Source organism: Acinetobacter higginsii (assembly GCF_000369845.1).
Taxonomy (GTDB): Bacteria; Pseudomonadota; Gammaproteobacteria; order Pseudomonadales; family Moraxellaceae; genus Acinetobacter; species Acinetobacter higginsii.
The window spans coordinates 799,838-820,200 of sequence record NZ_KB850211.1 but is presented as its reverse complement, the minus strand read 5'-3'; the positions used below and the strand labels follow the sequence as shown (position 1 = coordinate 820,200).

Genomic DNA, 20,363 nt, shown 5'->3' with positions numbered 1-20,363 from the left:
AACTGAGTGACTACTCGAATTCAGCAAGTACTCTTTCTGCAAACCAAACAGGAAAGACTGTCACGATCGGATTGATTCTTAGTCGATCAGCCTGTTCAATTTCAGCCAAAAAAGCTGCTTTTTCACCATTCGAAGAATTATCAAATATAAAAGCTCGATCACTCGCCTCAATGGCTTGCATAAGTAAGTTCATGCTGCGGTAATAACGATCACGAATTTTGGGTTCTGCTACAGCATGTCCACCTGTACTTACCCGATACTGTACCCGCGCAATATTGATTTCAGGGTCAATCGTTGAAACATAGTACAGATAAGTTTTAAACCCTTGCTCCTGAGCCATTTTCAGAAACTCAACTTTGCTGATATGCGACATGACAGTTTCAAAGGTAAAACTAATTTTCAAGCTTAGAAATTCCAAACGGATAAAGTCGATGATTCTGGCAGCAAGATATGAATCAATATCTTGAATAGCAAAAAGAATATGATGCTCACCGAGCAATTCGGGTTCTTGACTTAATAAATTACAGGTTCTTTGATTCAATTTTTTCTTTTTGGTTTTTAAAAAAGCAATCAATTTTAGTGCATCTAGAGACTCATGATAAATCTTTAAATCTAAGCGATGAGTTTGATTTAAGGTTTTTTCGAGTTCATCTGCATTTAAATATGCCCCAATATGTCGGGGCAATAAATATTCTTTAATCGTACTTTTACCAGAACCGTTTGGACCAGCAAACATGCGAATTCTAGGCGTAGACTGTCGCATTAACCTATACAACAGCCTGCTTTTTTTTACGCTTCAATAGAGTACGCGATGCTTCAATAGTAGTATAAGCGCCTGATATATCCTTGATCACTTCAATCTCGCCAGTTGGATGCTGTTTTAACAGTTGATGACCTTTAGCATAAACCACAGTAGAGGATTCACTTGCTTCTTCAAACGCGTTACGAAATGCTTCTACAGCAAGCTTAGGAAGAAGACTTTCCTCTTGCGTACTCATTTTCATGATTGTAAAAGCTGTCATTAAAGACTCCTCCGCTAGATTGCGCTTATACCTATACTAGCATAACTGCTAGTTTTGTCTATTTTTGCAGCGGCGAGTTTAACGAACTAAATCTTCAATACCGATTAGTTTTGGTAATTTATCAATTACTTTGTTCAACTCAGTATTTGCTGGTGAAATACAACCTGTGTAATGGCTAAGCTTTGTTACAGTTCCATCAGGCTTTTTCCATGAGAAATAAGCACTTGGTTGGTCTGTTGCTGTTTCTTGGCAACCAGTTGTTTTTACATTTGCACCCGTTGCAGGACGATAAGTTTTTAACTCTTGTTGCAGTTTCTTATAAACAGAAGGATCAACTGTTAAATCTTGAGTACCTGTCACCTTGGTATATTGTTTGCCATCGAAATGGACAGCACCTTCAGGTGTAATCTCAACAGAATAAATTGGGCATGCACCAAAACAAGGGCTAGATGAATAGCGAATTGTTTCCTGTACAGTATCTTGTGGCTGTTGAGGTGTTGTTGCGCAGCCAACTAAAGAAAAAGTAAAAAGGCCCGCAATTAATAATTTTTTCATTTGTTGATCCGTTATAAAGTATGTTATTCAAATTTAACAAATCGTAGAAATTTTGTCATTTAGAATGGTGTAAAAATAAGAAATTTCATCTAAATTTACTTAGGCTATTTTACAATAACCCAAAAAAATTGCATCAATTTAAGAAAATTAAGAAGGGCTTTGAGATTGCAGAATTAATCGAGCAAGCTCTAAATCATCTGCATAGGTAATCTTGATATTGTCTGAACGCCCTTGTACCACTTGTACAGGTTCATTCACATATTCTAAAGCACTCGCTTCATCTGTAATCACAATATGGTCTGCTAAGGCCTGTTCAATTGCACTTTTTAAAACATGTAATCGAGCCATTTGTGGTGTCTGTGCCTGCCACAAAAACTCACGGCTGACAGTTTTTTCAATCTGATTTTGGCTTACGACATGTTTAAGCGTATCACGTACAGGAATCGCTAAAATTGCACTTTGATTTGAATGTTGGGCAGATTCAACCAAACGGATTAAACAATCCGAAGTAACACATGGACGTGCAGCGTCATGGACCAACACCCAATCATCTTCATGAGCAATGTCAGATAAATAGATCAAGGCATTTAAAACTGAATGAACACGCTCAGTGCCACCAATGCAAAAATGTAGCTTATCTTTGTGCTGAAAAGAGAGGGTTTTCGCGAAATTATCTTGCTCACCAATGGCGAGTACACAACCTGCTAAATCTAAGGAATTCAGTCGATTAACCGTATGTTCAAGTACAGTATGATCTTGAATATACTGATATTGTTTTAATTCAGTTTTTGAAAAACGACTGCCCGAACCTGCTGCTGGTACAACCGCCCACAGCTTAGTCTGGGTTTTCATTTGTTGCTGTATCTTCTTTTGCGTTTGGATCGATATAAATTGGTTTGTAATGGGTACTAATGGTACTCATTTGTACGAAGGTTTCATTCGGCTTGACCAAACCTAAATCTAAACGTGCATGTTCTTCAATGGCTTCACTGCCACTTTTTAAATCAAAAACCTCTGCAGCTAAAATACGATTTCGCTCTTTAAGCTCAGTATTAATTTCTGCTTGCTGCGTAATTTGTTGAGTTAAAGCTTGGTGAGGAAAATACCCTCCCTCACCTAGCCAAAATTGATACTGCAGGCTTGCCACCAGAGCGATGACAAGCACTAGGATCAATTTACTCGAGGTCGATCGAAACATATCTAGCATGAAAAAATCCCTACATCCTTCTTACAAGGAAGATCATCTGCAAATTCTATATGATTATGAATTTGCAGAGTTTCTGTCTTTTGTAAAGAAAGATGATCAGAAGTATTCAACATAGATAAATTGACCTTAGTTTAGACCTTTGAATTCAGCTTTACCGCGGTAAGCTGCATTCGTTAATTCTTCGATACGAAGCAATTGGTTATATTTCGCTACGCGGTCAGAACGGCAAAGTGAACCCGTCTTGATTTGGCCAGCTGCTGTACCCACTGCCAAGTCAGCAATTGTTGAATCTTCAGTTTCACCAGAACGGTGTGAAATTACAGTGCTATAGCCATTTGCTTTTGCAAGGTAAATCGCATCTAAAGTTTCAGTCAATGTACCAATCTGGTTATATTTGATCAGGATAGAGTTACCGACTTTCTCATTAATACCACGTTGTAAAATCTTTGGATTGGTTACGAATAAATCGTCGCCAACCAATTGGATTTTGTCACCAAGGATTGATGTTAAGTAGCTCCAACCTTCCCAGTCAGATTCATCTAAACCATCTTCAATCGAAATGATTGGGTATTGGTTTACAAGACCAGCTAAATAGTCAGAGAACTGGTTGCTTGTGAATGCTTTATTACCTTCACCAGCAAGGATGTACTGACCATTTTTGTAGAATTCTGAAGAAGCACAGTCAAGTGCCAACATAATATCAGAACCAGCTTTGTAACCAGTTTGACCAATCGCTTCAAGGATAACAGTGATTGCTTCTTCGTTTGAACGCAAGTTTGGCGCAAAACCACCTTCATCACCCACAGCAGTGTTTAAACCTTTTTTGTTTAAAACTGATTTTAGTGAATGGAAGATTTCAGCACCTGCACGTAATGCTTCAGCAAAAGAAGTGAAGCCTACAGGCTCAATCATGAACTCTTGAATATCAACATTATTGTCTGCATGCGAACCACCATTGATGATGTTCATCATTGGTACTGGCATCGTCAAAGTCGTTTGACCACGAAGATCAGCGATATATTGGAAAAGAGGAATTTTCTTTTCATCTGCAGCAGCACGCGCAGCAGCCAATGAAACAGCTAAAGTTGCGTTAGCACCTAATTTTTCTTTGTTTTCAGTACCATCAAGCGCGATCATCGTATTATCGATGTCTTTTTGTTCAAATACTGATTTGCCCACTAAAGCGTCACGGATAATAGTATTTACGTTATTAACCGCAGTTTTAACACCTTTGCCCAAATAACGTGCTTTGTCGCCATCACGAAGTTCTAAAGCTTCACGAGAACCAGTTGAAGCACCAGATGGTGCACATGCACGACCAACAACCCCAGATTCTAAAATAACGTCTGCTTCGATGGTTGGGTTACCACGAGAGTCCAAAATTTCGCGTGCACGGATGTCAACGATTTGGCTCATGAACAATTCCTCTGTTGAATGAAAAACAAGATGCAAGTTATTGCATCAGTGGGTGTCTAACTTTTTGAATCCTTTAACCAAAGTATCCAATTCTTTTAATTGCGCCAAGAATGGCTCAAGCTGAGATAAACGCAATGCACATGGTCCATCACATTTTGCGATTTCTGGCTCAGGATGTGCTTCCAAGAATAAACCTGCCAATCCTGTTGCCATACCTGCACGCGCTAAAGTCGTGATTTGGGCACGACGACCACCAGCAGAATCAGCACGTCCGCCTGGTGTTTGCAATGCATGGGTAACATCAAAGAATACTGGCACATTCATTTCTTTCATGGTATCGAAGCCAAGCATATCAACAACCAAGTTGTTATAACCAAATGCTGAACCACGCTCACAAAGAATGAGTTTGTCATTTCCAGCTTCTAAACACTTATGCAAGATATGACGCATTTCATGTGGTGCTAAGAATTGTGCTTTTTTGATATTGATAATGGCTTGAGTTTTGGCCATTGCTTCAACGAGATCAGTCTGACGACTTAAAAAGGCAGGAAGTTGGATGATATCAGCAACTTCAGCAACAGGTGCTGCTTGGTAAGGCTCATGAACGTCAGTGATAATGGGCACATTAAAATGCTTTTTAATGTCTGCAAGCCATTCAATCCCTTTTTCTAAACCTGGTCCACGGTAAGAGTTCAGACTTGAACGGTTTGCTTTATCAAAGCTCGCCTTAAATACATAAGGAATATCTAAGCGCTTGCAAATATCAACATAAGTTTCAGCAATTTCAAATGCTAAATCTTTTGACTCTAATACGTTCATTCCGCCAAATAATACAAATGGCAAATGATTTGCCATTTGTATATCGCCTAAACGTACAACTTCTTGTGGTTTTAATTGTGACATTTAAACTTTCCCAGTTTATTTAAAACTCAGTACTTACTTTTGGTGCTGATTTTTAGCAGCCCCGATAAAACTAGCAAATAATGGGTGTCCATCACGTGGTGAACTTGTAAATTCCGGGTGGAATTGTACAGCAATAAACCAAGGATGTTCAGGGATTTCTACAGTTTCAACTAAATGTTGTACTGATGAATAGCCTGAAATTTTCATACCAGCTTCTTCAAGTGCAGGAATAAAACGATCGTTCATTTCGTAACGATGGCGATGGCGTTCTGTAATTTCAGCTTTACCATAAACTTCGCGAGTCTTGGTACCGTCAACAAGCTCAGACTTTTGCGCACCTAAACGCATTGTACCGCCCAAATCAGACTCAAGACTACGTTGTTGTAGCTCACCACGTTCATCCAACCATTCAGTAATTAAACCAATCAATGGATATTTTGTTGAACGGTTAAACTCAGTTGAACTCGCTTCAGGCATTGCAGCAACATTACGCGCATATTCAATTACCGCCAATTGCATGCCTAAACAAATACCAAGGAATGGGATCTTGTTTTCACGTGCATATTGAATGGCTTTCATTTTGCCTTCAGTACCGCGCTCACCAAAACCACCTGGAACCAAGATCGCATCAGCAGTACTTAAAATGCTAATGTCTTGCTGTTCAAGCTCTTCAGCATTGACATAGTCAATCTGAACTTTGACACGGTTTTGGATACCAGCATGTAAAAGTGCCTCATTCACAGATTTATAAGCATCTGGAAGTTCAACATATTTACCGACCATCGCAACACGAACTGTGTATTCAGGATTCAGTAATGCTTCTACAACGTTATCCCAATCTTCAAGGTTTGCTTCTGGAAGATCATTAAAGCCAAAACGCTCACAGATCAAGTCATCAACGTTTTGCTCATAGAATGTACGCGGAATTTGATAAATCGTTTTCGCATCTTTACATACCACAACGGCACGCGCTTCCACATTCGTGAACAATGCGATTTTACGCTTAGTATCAACATCAACATCATATTCAGTACGGCAGATTAAGATATCTGGCTGAATACCAATTGAAAGAAGCTCTTTCACAGAATGCTGAGTTGGCTTGGTTTTTAACTCAGCCGCAGATTTGATATATGGCAACAAAGTTAAATGCATGAGCATGGTACGTTTATGACCAAGCTCTACCATCAATTGACGTACTGATTCCATAAATGGAAGTGATTCAATATCACCAACTGTACCGCCAATCTCGACGATTGCAACGTCGTAACCTTCACCTGCGCGAAGTACACGTTCTTTAATGTTGTCTGTAATATGTGGAATAACTTGAACCGTACCACCTAAGTAGTCACCACGACGTTCTTTATTTAAAACGTCTTGATATACGCGCCCACTGGTAAAGTTATTCAGTTTGGTCATTTTCGCACGACGTAAGAAACGTTCGTAATATCCCAAATCTAAGTCAGTTTCAGCACCATCCTCTGTGACGAAAACTTCACCGTGCTGAAATGGGCTCATGGTACCTGGATCGACATTAATGTATGGATCCATTTTTACCATAGTGACTTTTAAGCCACGAGCTTCCAAAAGTGCAGCAACAGAAGCAGCAGAAATACCTTTACCTAGTGATGAAACCACACCACCAGTGACAAAAATAAAATGGGTCATTGAGTTTCTCGTACAATCGAGCCGAAATCGGCCTACAATGTTGGGCAATTTTACTGTACTCTGCCCCTATAAAGCAAAGTCAAACCGCATCAATTCAAAGAACTATAAACAACTGGCTATTCTATCAGCATTTTCGATAAAAATTTACGGGTTTTGTGGATTTTTCATCCATAAATTACGTTTAACAGGTCAAAATCAGTTAAAGCGACACCTAAAATATTGCATTCATCACTTTTAAATTCTTTGCTGCTCGTCTGTTTAATTGCAAGCATTTATAAAATATAAACAAACTCAACAATTCACAGGGATTTCTTCACATAGATTTACTGTTATAATTGTTGCTGTCCTAATTTGATATGTTGTTTTAGCAATGGCGAATAAAAAACTTTTAATTTGTGCAGCACTTGCGACTGGTCTTTTATTAACTGCTTGTGTGAAAAAAGAAGAACCTAAAAGCGAAGAGCAGCAAGAGCAGACTGCAACTGAGACTCAAACTCAGCCTGAACCTGAAAAAATCCAAGAGTTCGAGTCTTTAGAAAGTGTCGATAAGCATGAATCTCCAGCGCCTGTTGTAGAAACAACGCGTGAAGAAACACCAAATACAACGACCGAAATTCGTCGTGAGACTCGTCCAGCTCAAACAGAAACACCTGCTGCAACTGAAGCTCCACGCGCGGAAGAGCAAAAACCTGTAAAAGCTGAACAGAAACCAGCAAAGACTGAACAGCCTAAAGCAGAACAACCCGTGAAAGCTGCAAAACCATCAGCACCAGCTCAAAGTGAAGATGATGCTGTCGCTGCTGCAATCGCTGCCGCAACACCAGCTTTAAATAACTAATTCACTCTTGAGCAATAAAAAGCCAGTTGCTTTCAACTGGCTTTTTTGTGTCTATAGATTAGTAATTTTTAAAAAAGTCCGCCATCAAACGGGAGGCCCAAGATTTCACCGTCAAACTTTCATAGAAACCACAATGGCTTCCCTTTTTGGTTGTTACAACTGCAATATTGTCCATTTGCTGAATGGCATCTTTATAAGGTTCTAAGTTTTTAATTGAACAGACTGGATCATCTTCTGCATTGAGAATCATCAATGGAATTTTGACATTTTCGAACACATAGATTGGATTAATCGCTTGGCAATAGCTCTGATAATCCTGAAATCCTGCCATTTCAAAATATTCTTTTTCAAACTCTTCCAAGCTTGTGGTCGTTAGCACTTTTTCTACAGATGCAATTTGATTCCATGTATTCTGATAAGGATAAATAAAGTATTTAAATAACTTTTTGGTCATCATTTTGCTATAAAAAGGATGCACATTTTTAAAACCGATTTCAGTGTTATAACCAGGACACATTGCAAAAGCAGCTTTGAATGGCGTATCCACCCCTTGCTCGCCTAAATAGCGGACCAAGAGTCCAGTACCTGCGGAAGAGCCAACTGCATACAGATCGGATTGTGGAAACAGGTTTTGAATATGCGTAAGCTGTTCTTTCAGATCACTGGTTGAACCAAACAGTGAAATACGAGGCACTGGCATTGGCAGCCCTGCATGGCCACGGCGCAAACACAGTGCAATTCGCCAACCATTATATTCATGCAAATCTTTGACCAGTTCGCGCATACTTTCAGGTGTCCCTGTAATGGTATGCATAATTACAACGGTTGGTGTTTCTGCTGGCAAGTCATATCCATACCACGCAACGGCGGTAATCCCGCCATCCTGCATGATCAAACGATCAACACGGTCATATTCAAGTTTAATGGTTTTCTTACGAATCACATCAAAATACAATAAATGTAGATGTGTATTACTCAGCCAAGGCGTAGGACGATATTTTTGCTTTAACTGCGGTAATTTTTCCAAAACATCTTTAATTTTCCCTTTCGGGTCATAGTACATTTTGGGTTGCTCAGCACCGAGCACTGAATCAAGAAGCTCTGCACCTAACACTTTGATTTTATCTAAAGCAGATATACCCATATTCAATAACCGCCTCTATCTAAGCATGAGTAAATGTTTGTCGCACCAAAGTTGCGACCTGTTGTCCCCAGATGGCATAGATTTCTTTGCTTGGATGAAAACCATCGCTTGCCATCGGCAAATCCATTGCTTGAAAAGCTTCAATATCATATTGAATAAATCGAAATTGAGATTGTGGTGCCAACCATTGTTGTAATGCTTGATTCATTTGTTCTGCATATTTTCCAAACAGCCAAGCCAAAGGATTAGGCAAAGCTGGAAAATGCTGCATTGGTGGCACACCCGATACAATAATGAGTTTAGGTTGAAATTGACGCTGTATATAAGTGAATAGCTGTTTTTGTTGTTTAAGCCAAGATTTTGCAGAGATCAGTTTAGTCACATCATTCACACCAATTGAAGTGATAACAACATCATAGCACTGCTGATCTAACTGTTGTACTGCTTGAAAAACCTGTTGAGTGTTATCACCTGTTTTAGCATGCAATTTCCATTGCAACTGATATTCACTCTGTAACTCAGCAATAATCGCCCCAGATAAAGCCTGTTGTTGGGTTTCAACACCAACACCCGCCGCAGCCGAATCGCCAAGAATAAGTAAAGAAAGTGGCTGACCCTGACCCACGATACCGTGGCGGTCACCACTTGCTTCAGAAAGACGTGGTGTATTGTTACGAACTTTCATACCCTGTATGACAAATACAGGCAGTAATACAAAAGTTGAAAGCTTTAACCACATTTTAATTCTCTTAATATTACTTAGGCTATTTTGTAGACATTAATTCGGTTGATACTTGGCAAAGCGTGCACCCATTTTTTCTGCCAATGCGGCCAAACCACTCATCGGGCGAATCATCACTTCAAAATCAATGATTTTGCCTTGTTCATTAAAGCGAACCATATCAATGCCTTTAAGTGATTTTCCGCTGACATTGGCGCTAAATTCCAACACCACATTTTCACCATCTTCAGTGTAAAATTCACGATGATAGGTAAAGTTTTCAAACACCTGAATCACATTGGTCAAAATAAAGAAAACCACGTGTTTTCCTTCATAAGGGTTATAAGCAACTGGTGAACGAAACACCACATCGTCTGCCAACAAATCATTTAAGTTGGATAGGTCACCTGTTTTAATCATCTGATGCCAGTTTTCTAAAGCTTGTTTTGTTGTTTCCAATGTCATTGTTATTCTCCCTTGAGATTTAATGGATAAGTTGGGAGCACGCCCTCAATAGAAAATGCCCCCTAGCATGTTTACAATGTTGCTGCTAACTCAGCACCTTGGCGAATTGCTCGTTTAGCATCCAACTCACCTGCTTCTTTGGCGCCACCAATCAAGTGAACACTTTTACCGTCCGCTTTAAGTTGATCAAACATTGCGGTATACGACTCTTGACCTGCACAAATCACCACGTTATCAACCTCAAGTACGCGACTTTGACCATCAACGGTAATATGCAAACCTTGATCATCTACCTTGTCGTAGCTTGCGCCAGCAATCATTTTTACATCACGATGTTTTAAGCCTGTACGATGAATCCAGCCTGTGGTTTTACCCAGACCTGCACCAACTGACGCGCTCTTACGTTGCAATAAGTAAATCTCACGTTCAGACTTTTCTAACTCAGCTGGTTTTAAGCCACCTACATGCTCATAAGCCGTATCAATCCCCCATTCTGCATAGAATTTTTCAGGATTTAAGCTGCCACTATCACCTTCATGGGTTAAATACTCTGCCGTATCAAAGCCAATACCACCCGCACCAATAATGGCAACACGCTTGCCTACAGGTACACGCTCTTTCAACACTTGGATATAGCTCAATACTTTTGGGTGATCGATCCCTTCAAATTGCAATTGACGCGGCGTCACGCCTGTTGCAACCACGATATCATCATAGTCTGCTTGGCTAAGTTCTTCATAAGTCGCTGTGTGGTTCAGTACCAGCTCAATATTTGGCTGTAGTTCAATTTGACGCTTGAAGTAGCGCAAAGTTTCGTAGAATTCTTCTTTGCCTGGAATGGTCTTGGCAATATTGAATTGACCACCGATTTGATTACTCGCATCAAAGACTTTAACTTTATGACCACGACTTGCTGCATATACTGCAAAGCTCAAGCCTGCTGGACCTGCACCAATCACCGCAATATTTTTAACAGCATTGGCTTCTTTAAAGATAAGCTCAGTTTCGTAACAAGCACGTGGATTGACTAAACAGGTCGCAATTTTCATTGAAAAAATATGGTCTAAACAAGCTTGGTTACAACCAATACAAGTATTGATTTCATCGCTACGACCTTCACTGGCTTTTAATACAAACTCAGGATCGGCCAGCATTGGGCGTGCCATAGACACCATATCTGAATGACCAGAAGCCAATACATGCTCTGCCATTTCAGGGGTATTAATACGGTTCGAGGTAATTAATGGGATTGAAACTTGACCTTTCAGTTTTTCAGTCACCCATGTAAATGCAGCGCGCGGTACTTTAGTTGCAATGGTTGGAATACGTGCTTCATGCCAACCAATCCCTGTATTGATAATGGTTGCGCCAGCTTTTTCAATTGCTTTCGCCAGTTGGATGACTTCTTCTAAGCTTGAACCACCTTCAACCAAATCCAGCATCGATAAGCGATAAATAATAATAAAGTTTTCGCCGACTAAATCACGGGTACGCTTTACAATTTCAATCGGGAAACGGATACGATTTTCATAGCTACCACCCCATTCATCATCACGATGATTGGTACGTGCCGCAATAAACTCATTAATTAAATAACCTTCCGAGCCCATGATTTCGACACCATCATAGCCCGCATATTGTGCCAGCTTGGCGCAGTTAGCAAAGTCATCAATGGTTTGCTGTACTTCAGCTGAACTTAATGCTTTAGGTTTAATTGGATTAATCGGTGCCTGAATCGCAGAAGGTGCAACGATCTCAGGCTGATAAGAATAGCGTCCTGTATGCAAAATCTGCATCGCGATTTTACCACCCGCATCATGTACCGCTTGGGTGATCACTTTATGTTTTTCTGCTTCTGCGATGCTATCTAGCTTAGATGCATGTGCAAAGGTAAGACCTGCATCGTTTGGAGCAATACCACCTGTGACGATTAATCCAACATCACCTTTGGCACGTTCTGCATAGAATGCAGCCATACGTTCATAACCTTGATGCGCCTCTTCTAAGCCAACATGCATAGACCCCATCAAGACACGGTTTTTTAAGGTGGTAAAGCCTAAATCAAGTGGCTTTAATAAATGTGGATAAGCTGACATGGTTTCTCCTTTGGCTCGCACTCTGCTAGCTAATGCAACTTGTTGCATAAAGTTATAAACAAGATTTGATTTTTATGCAACATATTGCATAATTCTGATGAGTCATTTTTTATTATGGAACATCATGTCACTCGCCCATGTTTTACTGACCAGCTTATTGGAAAAACCAAGTACAGGTTTTGACTTGGCTCGTCGCTTTGACCGTTCAATGGGCTTCTTTTGGAATGCGACTCATCAGCAGATTTATCGTGAACTCAACGGGATGCTGAAAAAAGGATGGATTTCTACATTAGAAGAACAAGCTGCCAACAGCCGTAAAAAAACTTATCAAGTTGAACAACTTGGAAGGATACAACTGGCATCATGGATTGAACAACAAAGTGAACCTGCTCAACTCCGTGATGATCTCATGGTTAGATTAAGAGCTGAAGCTCAACTCGGTGGCAATAATATTTTGCCCGAATTAGAGCGTCACTTAGTATTGCATAAGGAAAAATTAAGCCTTTATCAAGCTATTCATGATAAAGATTTTAAAGATAACCAACCAACCAATCGCGTTTTGTTTATCCATAAGATGATTCTAGAACTCGGTATCATTAAAGAAAATGAATGGATAAAATGGTTGGAACAAATGATTCCTCAACTGAAAAAGTTTGAAGAAGCCAACAATAGTGGAGAAAAATAATGCCGTTCTATAGCATGCCCGATCAAGAAAAATTATTTGTGCGACGCGTTGGCGAAGGCGAACCTGTGCTCGTCTTATCCGGACTGGGCATGCAAAGCTGGCAATGGCTCCCTTTCTTATTTGCCAATCGTAAACAATATGAATTTATCATTCCCGATTGGCGTGGTTTCGGCGGTTCAAAAAATTGTGCAATTCCAGAGCTCGATGCGATCTCAAGTCATTGGAATGATGTAGACTCGCTGATCCAACAATTAAAGCTCGATCAATTCATCCTGATGGGTTATTCCATGGGTGCAACTACAGCTATGCATGGTATGAAGCATGGTGGCTTAGCTGAGAAACTCAAAGCCTATCTGCATATTGATCAAACCCCTAAAATTGCAGTTGATGATTCTTGGCAATACGGATTGTTTGGTCCAAAGCATCCTCAATTTAAAAGTTTATTGCTTGAGATTCAAACGCTATTACTCGACTATAAACATGCTCAGAAACTAGAGGACTTACCCGATGATATCCGCTACAAGCTGGTCAGCTTGTGGGGTGATTTCATTGAACTGCAAGGCAGCAACAACTATAGCCCTAAAATTTTCAAGCTCGCTCTAAACCGCCCATTCCTGCAAAAATACTTACTGCCAATTCAGCGTTTAGACTATTTACTGTGGTATGTCGAAAATTATCTTAATCATAATGAAGACTATCGTGAAGCCATCAGTCAACTGAATTGCCCAACCACTTTCTTTATTGGTCGTGAATCTACCCTTTACCCAGAAACTGGCCAAACATTGATTGCTGAAAGTCTAAGAAATGCTACAGCGATTTATTTTGAACGTTCTGGACATACACCACTGATTACTGAACCAAGAAAGTTTAGTCAGGAAATTGGTAAGTTTTTACAAGAAGTTTAATGTTTCTTAGGCTATTTTAGGGCAAATTATATTTGCCCTTATAATAATTCAATTTGGATTATTCCATCCAAATTATTTCAATCTATACTTATTCTAAATTTTTCCATAAATTTCTATTTCTTTATACTTAGACGCTGAACTTTTTAATGTAGCGATTTACTCAGCTTGTTTAAGCTAAGTGCAGACCTGATAAAATCTTTAGCCTTGTGCCCAGATACCATATTCACCGACAAAATAAGTATGGGTATTCTCAATTTTCAGATTATAAACCGTCGTAGTTACATAACCCTCGCCCTCATCCCACTGAATGGTTTCCGGATTAACCCAATCGCCCTGACTAAAACCATGAAAATGGGCATTGGCTCGGTCTTCTTTTGGAAGCTGCTCAAGTAAGTCTTCTTTCCAGTGTGTATTTTTATTATATAATTTCCTTAAATTCGGATTATCTTTAATCACATCATTCCAAGAAATGATATTACCCGTAAATAAATCAACAGCAAATCCATAAAAACTAGATTCTGAACCGTAATTCGGTACCATGCCTATATTTTTATCAGAAGCTGTATAAATTTCAGCATGTGGTTTTGTATCATAACCATCAAAATTTAGACTATATTTATTTCCATTTTTATCTACAACCACATCCTGATTAGTAATCTGATGAGCAGCAACCCATCCTTTCCCTTCTACCCAAAATGGATGTTTAGGAGTAACAATAAATTGTAATGATGGCAATGCAATACCACTAATATTAAATTTTTTTCTGACTTCTTTATCCAACTTTATTTTTTCAAATAATGAAAGGTCTGGATCAATCCAGTAATCAAACTCCATAAAAATCACAGACTGATTTTCTTTTTTTATTACTTCCGTTACAGCTTGATAGCTCTGCTGTCCTGTCACAGGGTCAGCACTGAGTACTAGATCTCCTATCTGAATGTTCTGTATCTGAACCAAACCTCGCTCAGTATGAACTAATGCACCCCCAACCAAACCAACTGCATCCTTTTTCATTTTTCCCCCATTTTTATAAAAACTTTATCAATGATTACGCGAACTAATGCTATATCTCATATTACAGCAACAAATTTTCAATATGGCTTCATTTCTTCATATTGACTTTTAATAATTGGTTATTTTTGGCAAAAATTATATGTTAATACAGAGAAAAATCAAATAGCTCTAATAAAAAACCCATGTAAATCATGGGTTTTTTATTGTCTTAGCGTGTAATCAATTTCTCATCTGTTCAGCAACATCCAATAAGACTTGCGCTGTTTTATCCCAACCTAGACAGCCATCGGTAACTGACTGACCATAGGTCATATCACAAGAAATTTTTTGATTACCATCAACCAGATGGCTTTCAATCATTACGCCACGCACTTTCGATTCAGCACGCTCTGCAATAATTTGCTGTAAAACCTGAGGTTGTAATAATGGATCTTTACCGCTATTACCATGACTACAATCAATCACCAATGCCGGTAATTGCTTATGCTTGAAATGCATCGCTTGAATCGAAGCCAAGTCATAATTAGTCCCATGATTTGAACCACGTAAAATTAAATGCGGTAATGGATTACCTTCACTATGTAAAATCGCAGGCAAACCTTGCTGAGTCATCCCCAAGAATTGATGACCATGCAGTGCTGATTGAATCGCATCCAACGCAATTTGAATCGAACCATCAGTACCGTTTTTGAAACCAATGCTGTATGGCATATGGCTGGCAATTTCACGATGAATTTGCGACTCACTAGTACGCGCACCAATTGCGCCCCAAGCCAATAAGTCATCAAAATAACCTGTCGCCATAGGGCTTAAAATTTCGCTTGCGATTGGCAAACCTTTCTCGATTAGCTGCAAGTAAAGCTGACGAGATTTTTCTAAACCGAGTTGTAAGTCTGATGATCCATCTAAATTTGGATCATATAAGAAGCCTTTCCATCCCACGGTAGTACGTGGTTTTTCAATATATGCACGCATCACCAAGAATATTTGATCTTTAACCTGTTCTTGTAGTTGTTGTAGGCGATCAGCATATTCGAGTACTGCAATAGGATCATGAATCGAGCAAGGACCAGTAATCACCATTAAGCGATGATCATGTCCAGATAAAATATTCTGAATCGTTTGACGATGTTTTGAAACTTGCTGCGCTAAAGTGGCAGACAAGGGATACTGCGCTTTGAGTTGTGATGGCAAGCTAAGCATTGATTCTTTTGTATGTGTTTGTGGTTGTGTCAAAGCAGTATTTAAAGCATTCATTTTCAATTCCTTTGGACTGACCTTCTTCGCAGTCCTATCATTTATTTGAGCAAGTGTGATCTAAGCGATGTTGATTTTTTTGCAAAGTAAAACCAAGAAATCTTGCTAAAATATGAATAATTAAATGTATACATGGTATTTCTCCTAAAATCATGATTGTTAAAGCATAAAAAAACCTGATCGGTGTTGCCGATCAGGTATTAACTGGTTGGGCAACCTTTTTGCTGCCCGAAACGCATCAGGCAACGATCAATATTGCCAAAAGTAAAAATATGCGTTGGTGTTTACAGTATGCTTTAACATATTTATTTCAAATATCTAAAAAACGGTGTCTAACTATTAAATTACGCACTATTTCAGCATTTGACAAGCACTTTTTATGTTTTTTTAATCATCTCTTCAAAATCTTAGAATTTGACCTTTCACCACTTCCTCCATAGAATAGTGTAAAAATAAACCAATTTGAGATCACGCCAATGAAGTAAGTTCTATTTCCATCATCAAAGTTCATTTTTCTTTTTGATGTGCAAAATAGACTTAGCTATCGTTTAGCGCTGCTTTATTCTAAAACTTATCTCGATCTCTCTATTTTGCATATCCTGTTTATGAGGTTTCATATGACTCAACAGGCATGTATTGTTTCCAATTTATCCCTTGAATTCGCACAGCTCATACACTTTGACTCACTTTGCTTTCAACTTCCATTACATCAATTCACAGGATTGATTGGATGCAATGGCCAAGGGAAATCGCTATTGATGTCTCTTCTGCATGAACAGACAAAATTCAAGCTCCCCTATTCAGGCCAAATCTCATGGCGGTGTCCGCATCAATATCTGGCTCAACTTCAGCGTGTACAAGCAGATACAATCGCACAAGCCTTGCATATTGAGGATTTATACCAATGCTTCAAACGCATCCAGCACGGTACTGCAGCTTTTGCCGATTATGACCAAGTTGAACATCTGTGGCATTTACCAACAGAATGGCAACAGCTTTTGCAAAGTGCGGATTTACCGATAGATCTTGACACACCTATTCAATATTTGAGTGAAGGCCAAAAAACCAAACTCGCACTGTGTCGTCTATTTCTACTCAAAGATCATTATCTATTATTGGATGAACCGAGTAATCACTTAGATACACGGGGACGAGAATGGTTGATCCAGCAAATATCTCAACATCCTACAGGTGGGCTCATCATTAGCCACGATCGGCAACTACTGTCTCACGTACAGGGGATTTTCTCCTTAAATCAACTCGGACTACATTATTATGGTGGCAATTATGCGCTTTATCAGCAGCAATATCAGCAACAAGTCGAATCACTTATACAAGCAGTGCAGCAAGAAAAACGTGAGTTAAAACAGCTGAAAGAGCAGCAACATCAAAGTCAAATGAAAGCTCAGAAACGTCAAAAAGCAGGTGAAAAGTTAAGGGCTTCTGCTTCACAAGCTCCCATTTTACTCGATGCCAAGAAGGAACAGTCGGAACAATCTCTCTCGCATCTTCGTAAACAACAGAGCAAACAGCTTGCAGATGCAAAAGATGAATTACAACAGAAGCAGATCCAACTGGAACATCTTAAAACTCAATCTTTCGAATTTGCACATACAGCCAGAAAGTCAGGAGAAATTTTACGTTGTCATCAATTACAACTCGCTTATGCGAAGACAAAACCCATTGATCTTGCAATTAGGGCTGGGGAAAAATTGCATTTACGTGGTGCAAATGGAACTGGCAAATCAACCTTATTAAAAACCCTTCAAGGTTTGATTCCACCACTTACAGGTGAAGTGTATTGCAAAGTAACTTCTACTTATCTTGACCAGAGGCTTTCGCTACTTGATGACACTATTTCAGCACTTGAATATTTACAGCATATTGATCCCGAACTTACGGAACAACAAGGGCGAACCTTATTAGGTAACCTTCAAATTAGAAGAGATAAAGCACTTATGCCCATCTCTACCCTAAGTGGTGGTGAACGCTTAAAAGTGGCTTTACTTGCTTTAAAGCTACAAGCGGTTGAATTGTTATTTTTAGATGAACCCGAAAATCATCTCGATATTGAGTCTCGTGAGTTACTCGCTCAAGCAATTCATTCTTTTAACGGTGCTGTGATACTGGTATCACATGATGAAACTTTTGTTAAAGCATGCGGAATCACCACATCCTATGTCTTGACATAGCTTTTTATTTTCAAATTCAGGCATGACAAAACCATGTTCATGCCTGAACCCAACATTCATCTAAAGCGATCTGATTATTTTATAATTTAAGTACTCGTATCAAAACCTATAGTTCAGAGTTGCCATAAAATTACGTAGCTCCCCCCAAGTATTGATTGCCGTTCTTTTATAAACGGTATTTCCGACATTATCAACATTGACCGCAAGACTGAGATCTGGATTGATCTGATATCTCCCCATTAGGTTCAATAGAACATAGTCATCTTGTCGATTAAACTGAGTTGCTACGCCGCGTGCACGTGTATCAAAAATTTCACTTTGCCAATTCACCCCAGCCCCTAATGTCAATTTATCCCATTGATAATTTGTGAACAATTTCAGAGTCTGCCGTGGAAGTGAACTTCCTGTAGCTGTTGTTAAGGTTTTTCCATCACGATCTTTTGCATCAGTGTAAGTATATCCAGCAGAAATATGCCAATAAGGACTCAATTCACCAGCAACCGATAACTCTACGCCCTTTACCTTAGCGCCATTCACTGCAATATAGGCAAATTCACCATCGGTCGTAAACTTTTCACCATCCCGAACAGCAAAATTATCTTGCTTGGTTTCGAAGTAAGCAAGGTTGGTATTTAAGCGTTGATTAAAGAATTCTGCTTTTAAGCCTATTTCTGAACTATTTCCCTCTTCTGGGTCTAAGAATTGGCCTGTAACATTTTTTCGAGTAGATGGATTAAAAATAGAGGTATAACTTGCATAGGCAGAGATCTGATCATTTATATCTAAAATCAAACCTACATAAGGGGTATAGATATTACTTTGTTTTTGTTCAGTACCTGTATTTTTGCGTTCCCAAGTACTCAAACGTGAGCCTAAAATCAGTTTTACTGGATCTGCTAACTGTAGTTTGGCCGAGGCAAATCCACCAATCTGATATTCATCGGTTATCGTCCGCCCAATAGGCGTCAAGTTGATATAGTCTCCCACATCACCATGGTAGTTTTGGATCGGTCTAGATGAAAATTGCCAAACTTTATATGCAGGGTCATTGGCATTTACTTTGTATCCGTTGATCCCAAAACTTAACTCATGCTCGCGGCCAAGTGCTTGAAACTGCCCTGAAACAAAGCTATCAATTGCATGAACTTCTGGTGTATTGATAAACTTACTTCCATGAACACTCATTTCCCCAGGCTTTAAGATAATCGGTTTACCCTCCCAGTCAGTACCATTCACGATACCCTTTTCATCTTGATAATTTAAAGTATAGCCTGCTATGTTTCTAATTTGATCGCTGTCCGTTTTGGAATAACTATAGTTAATCGCCCCTTTCCAATTTGAATTAAATTGATGCTCTACACCCAATAATGCATATAGATTATTTACCGCAAGATTTGAGTTGTGAGTTGCTGGATTATCTCTTGGTCCAAAGGTCGTCTGCTTCAAACCATCTCCACTCACAAATGGAAAACCATGTTGTGCAGCATTATAGATTTTATTTTGTTGCAAACTTAGTGCGGTTGTTAATGTCGTCTGATCACTGAGATCATAATCTACCGTACCATAGAGTAAGGTTGAATCTTTATGATAACGATCTTGCTGATTACCTCCTGACGAATGTGCCGCAATCAATCGCCCTTTCAACGTTTTATCTGCGTTCAATCCACCCGATACATCAAACTGACTACGATATCGTTCCCAGCTACCCGCTTGCACTTTAATGGAACCTTGTGTATCTTCGGTCGCGCGCTTACGTAAATAATTAATACTTGCACTCGGATTACCAGAACCACCAAGCAAACCTGACGCACCTTTTAGAATTTCGATACGGTCATAGATAGCCGTGCCTTCCATACCAATGTTATAAGTTCCACCAAAGGATGCCGCGCTGGTTGGAATACCATCTCGCATAAAATTATTAATCTTAAAACCACGAGCATAATAATCTGAAAAGCCAGCGCCTTCTTGTCCATGCTGACTTTTACTTACCCCAGGTGTTTCCTCTAAAACTCTGCTGATATCTGTTAAATTTTGATCCTCTATTTGTTGTTGAGTAAACACAGTTAAGCTCTGTGGAGTATCTTTTAAATTTAAATCAAATTTGGCTGAACTACGGCTCGATTGAACAGTATAACGATCACGATTGTTTTCCACTTTAACCGTTATTGTAGGCAATGTATTGGCTGTGTCGGCTGCCCACACATCTGAACCAATTACCAAGGAAATCGCTGATACTAAAATTCTGGGAGAAAATAATTTTCTGTTGGAAACTAAGGAT

19 protein-coding genes are annotated in these 20,363 nt (G+C 39.3%); 4 read left to right on the top strand and 15 right to left on the bottom strand.

Annotated elements, in window-relative coordinates; translation table 11 throughout:
* Positions 1-10 precede the first annotated feature (10 nt).
* The 8 genes from F885_RS16050 to F885_RS16085 all read right to left on the bottom strand — a co-directional run bounded on the left by F885_RS16050 (position 11) and on the right by F885_RS16085 (position 6,768).
* Positions 11-763, bottom strand: a complete 753-nt coding sequence (locus tag F885_RS16050; protein ID WP_005313584.1) for an ATPase — start codon at positions 761-763, stop codon at positions 11-13.
* Positions 764-767: 4 nt separating this feature from the next.
* Positions 768-1,022 carry a hypothetical protein gene (locus F885_RS16055; protein ID WP_005204015.1) on the bottom strand — a complete coding sequence of 85 codons (255 nt, stop codon included), beginning with the start codon at positions 1,020-1,022 and terminating at the stop codon, positions 768-770.
* 78 nt (positions 1,023-1,100) lie between these two features.
* Complete coding sequence (locus tag F885_RS16060; protein ID WP_005204016.1) at positions 1,101-1,577, bottom strand: DUF6438 domain-containing protein; 477 nt, start codon at positions 1,575-1,577, stop codon at positions 1,101-1,103.
* Positions 1,578-1,724: 147 nt separating this feature from the next.
* Positions 1,725-2,429 (bottom strand): 2-C-methyl-D-erythritol 4-phosphate cytidylyltransferase, encoded by a 705-nt coding sequence (gene ispD, locus F885_RS16065; protein ID WP_005188215.1) that lies wholly within the window; start codon positions 2,427-2,429, stop codon positions 1,725-1,727.
* A complete protein-coding gene (gene ftsB, locus F885_RS16070) occupies positions 2,413-2,784 on the bottom strand; it encodes a cell division protein FtsB (RefSeq protein WP_005313581.1) in 372 nt (123 codons plus the stop codon). The genes ispD and ftsB overlap by 17 nt, the downstream gene beginning before the upstream one ends.
* A gap of 126 nt (positions 2,785-2,910) precedes the next feature.
* Positions 2,911-4,200 (bottom strand): phosphopyruvate hydratase, encoded by a 1,290-nt coding sequence (eno, locus tag F885_RS16075; RefSeq protein WP_004806818.1) that lies wholly within the window; start codon positions 4,198-4,200, stop codon positions 2,911-2,913.
* A gap of 45 nt (positions 4,201-4,245) precedes the next feature.
* Positions 4,246-5,103 carry a 3-deoxy-8-phosphooctulonate synthase gene (gene kdsA / locus F885_RS16080; RefSeq protein WP_005153309.1) on the bottom strand — a complete coding sequence of 286 codons (858 nt, stop codon included), beginning with the start codon at positions 5,101-5,103 and terminating at the stop codon, positions 4,246-4,248.
* A gap of 33 nt (positions 5,104-5,136) precedes the next feature.
* Positions 5,137-6,768 carry a CTP synthase gene (locus F885_RS16085; RefSeq protein WP_005313578.1) on the bottom strand — a complete coding sequence of 544 codons (1,632 nt, stop codon included), beginning with the start codon at positions 6,766-6,768 and terminating at the stop codon, positions 5,137-5,139.
* A 370-nt stretch (positions 6,769-7,138) separates the two neighbouring features.
* Between F885_RS16085 and F885_RS16090 the strand changes: the two genes are divergently transcribed.
* A complete protein-coding gene (locus F885_RS16090; protein WP_005313576.1) occupies positions 7,139-7,606 on the top strand; it encodes a hypothetical protein in 468 nt (155 codons plus the stop codon).
* Between the two features lie 58 nt (positions 7,607-7,664).
* Here F885_RS16090 and F885_RS16095 read toward each other — a convergent pair whose 3' ends face one another.
* The 4 genes from F885_RS16095 to F885_RS16110 all read right to left on the bottom strand — a co-directional run bounded on the left by F885_RS16095 (position 7,665) and on the right by F885_RS16110 (position 12,032).
* Positions 7,665-8,750 carry a YheT family hydrolase gene (locus F885_RS16095; protein ID WP_005313574.1) on the bottom strand — a complete coding sequence of 362 codons (1,086 nt, stop codon included), beginning with the start codon at positions 8,748-8,750 and terminating at the stop codon, positions 7,665-7,667.
* A 19-nt stretch (positions 8,751-8,769) separates the two neighbouring features.
* On the bottom strand, positions 8,770-9,489 hold the full coding sequence (locus tag F885_RS16100; RefSeq protein ID WP_005313572.1) for an SGNH/GDSL hydrolase family protein: 720 nt from the start codon (positions 9,487-9,489) through the stop codon (positions 8,770-8,772).
* A 39-nt stretch (positions 9,490-9,528) separates the two neighbouring features.
* Positions 9,529-9,936, bottom strand: coding sequence for a nuclear transport factor 2 family protein (locus F885_RS16105; RefSeq protein ID WP_004653729.1), 408 nt, complete (start codon positions 9,934-9,936; stop codon positions 9,529-9,531).
* Between the two features lie 71 nt (positions 9,937-10,007).
* Positions 10,008-12,032 (bottom strand): NADPH-dependent 2,4-dienoyl-CoA reductase, encoded by a 2,025-nt coding sequence (locus F885_RS16110; RefSeq protein ID WP_005313571.1) that lies wholly within the window; start codon positions 12,030-12,032, stop codon positions 10,008-10,010.
* Between the two features lie 124 nt (positions 12,033-12,156).
* Between F885_RS16110 and F885_RS16115 the strand changes: the two genes are divergently transcribed.
* Both F885_RS16115 and F885_RS16120 read left to right on the top strand, forming a co-directional pair.
* A complete protein-coding gene (locus tag F885_RS16115; RefSeq protein WP_005313568.1) occupies positions 12,157-12,717 on the top strand; it encodes a PadR family transcriptional regulator in 561 nt (186 codons plus the stop codon).
* A complete protein-coding gene (locus tag F885_RS16120) occupies positions 12,717-13,622 on the top strand; it encodes an alpha/beta fold hydrolase (RefSeq protein ID WP_005313566.1) in 906 nt (301 codons plus the stop codon). Before F885_RS16115 ends, F885_RS16120 begins: the two co-directional genes overlap by 1 nt.
* A 198-nt stretch (positions 13,623-13,820) precedes the next feature.
* On the opposite strand, the gene F885_RS16125 is transcribed toward F885_RS16120, so the two are convergent.
* The gene (locus F885_RS16125; RefSeq protein ID WP_005313564.1) at positions 13,821-14,636 is read right to left on the bottom strand and encodes a hypothetical protein; all 816 of its coding nucleotides are present in this window, start codon (positions 14,634-14,636) and stop codon (positions 13,821-13,823) included.
* 219 nt (positions 14,637-14,855) lie between these two features.
* A complete protein-coding gene (locus tag F885_RS16130; RefSeq protein WP_005313562.1) occupies positions 14,856-15,893 on the bottom strand; it encodes a 3-deoxy-7-phosphoheptulonate synthase in 1,038 nt (345 codons plus the stop codon).
* A 617-nt stretch (positions 15,894-16,510) separates the two neighbouring features.
* On the opposite strand from F885_RS16130, the gene F885_RS16135 reads away from it, so the two are divergent.
* On the top strand, positions 16,511-18,085 hold the full coding sequence (locus tag F885_RS16135) for an ATP-binding cassette domain-containing protein (RefSeq protein WP_005313560.1): 1,575 nt from the start codon (positions 16,511-16,513) through the stop codon (positions 18,083-18,085).
* Between the two features lie 99 nt (positions 18,086-18,184).
* Here F885_RS16135 and F885_RS16140 read toward each other — a convergent pair whose 3' ends face one another.
* Positions 18,185-20,287, bottom strand: a complete 2,103-nt coding sequence (locus tag F885_RS16140; RefSeq protein ID WP_228253476.1) for a TonB-dependent siderophore receptor — start codon at positions 20,285-20,287, stop codon at positions 18,185-18,187.
* Positions 20,288-20,363 lie beyond the last annotated feature (76 nt).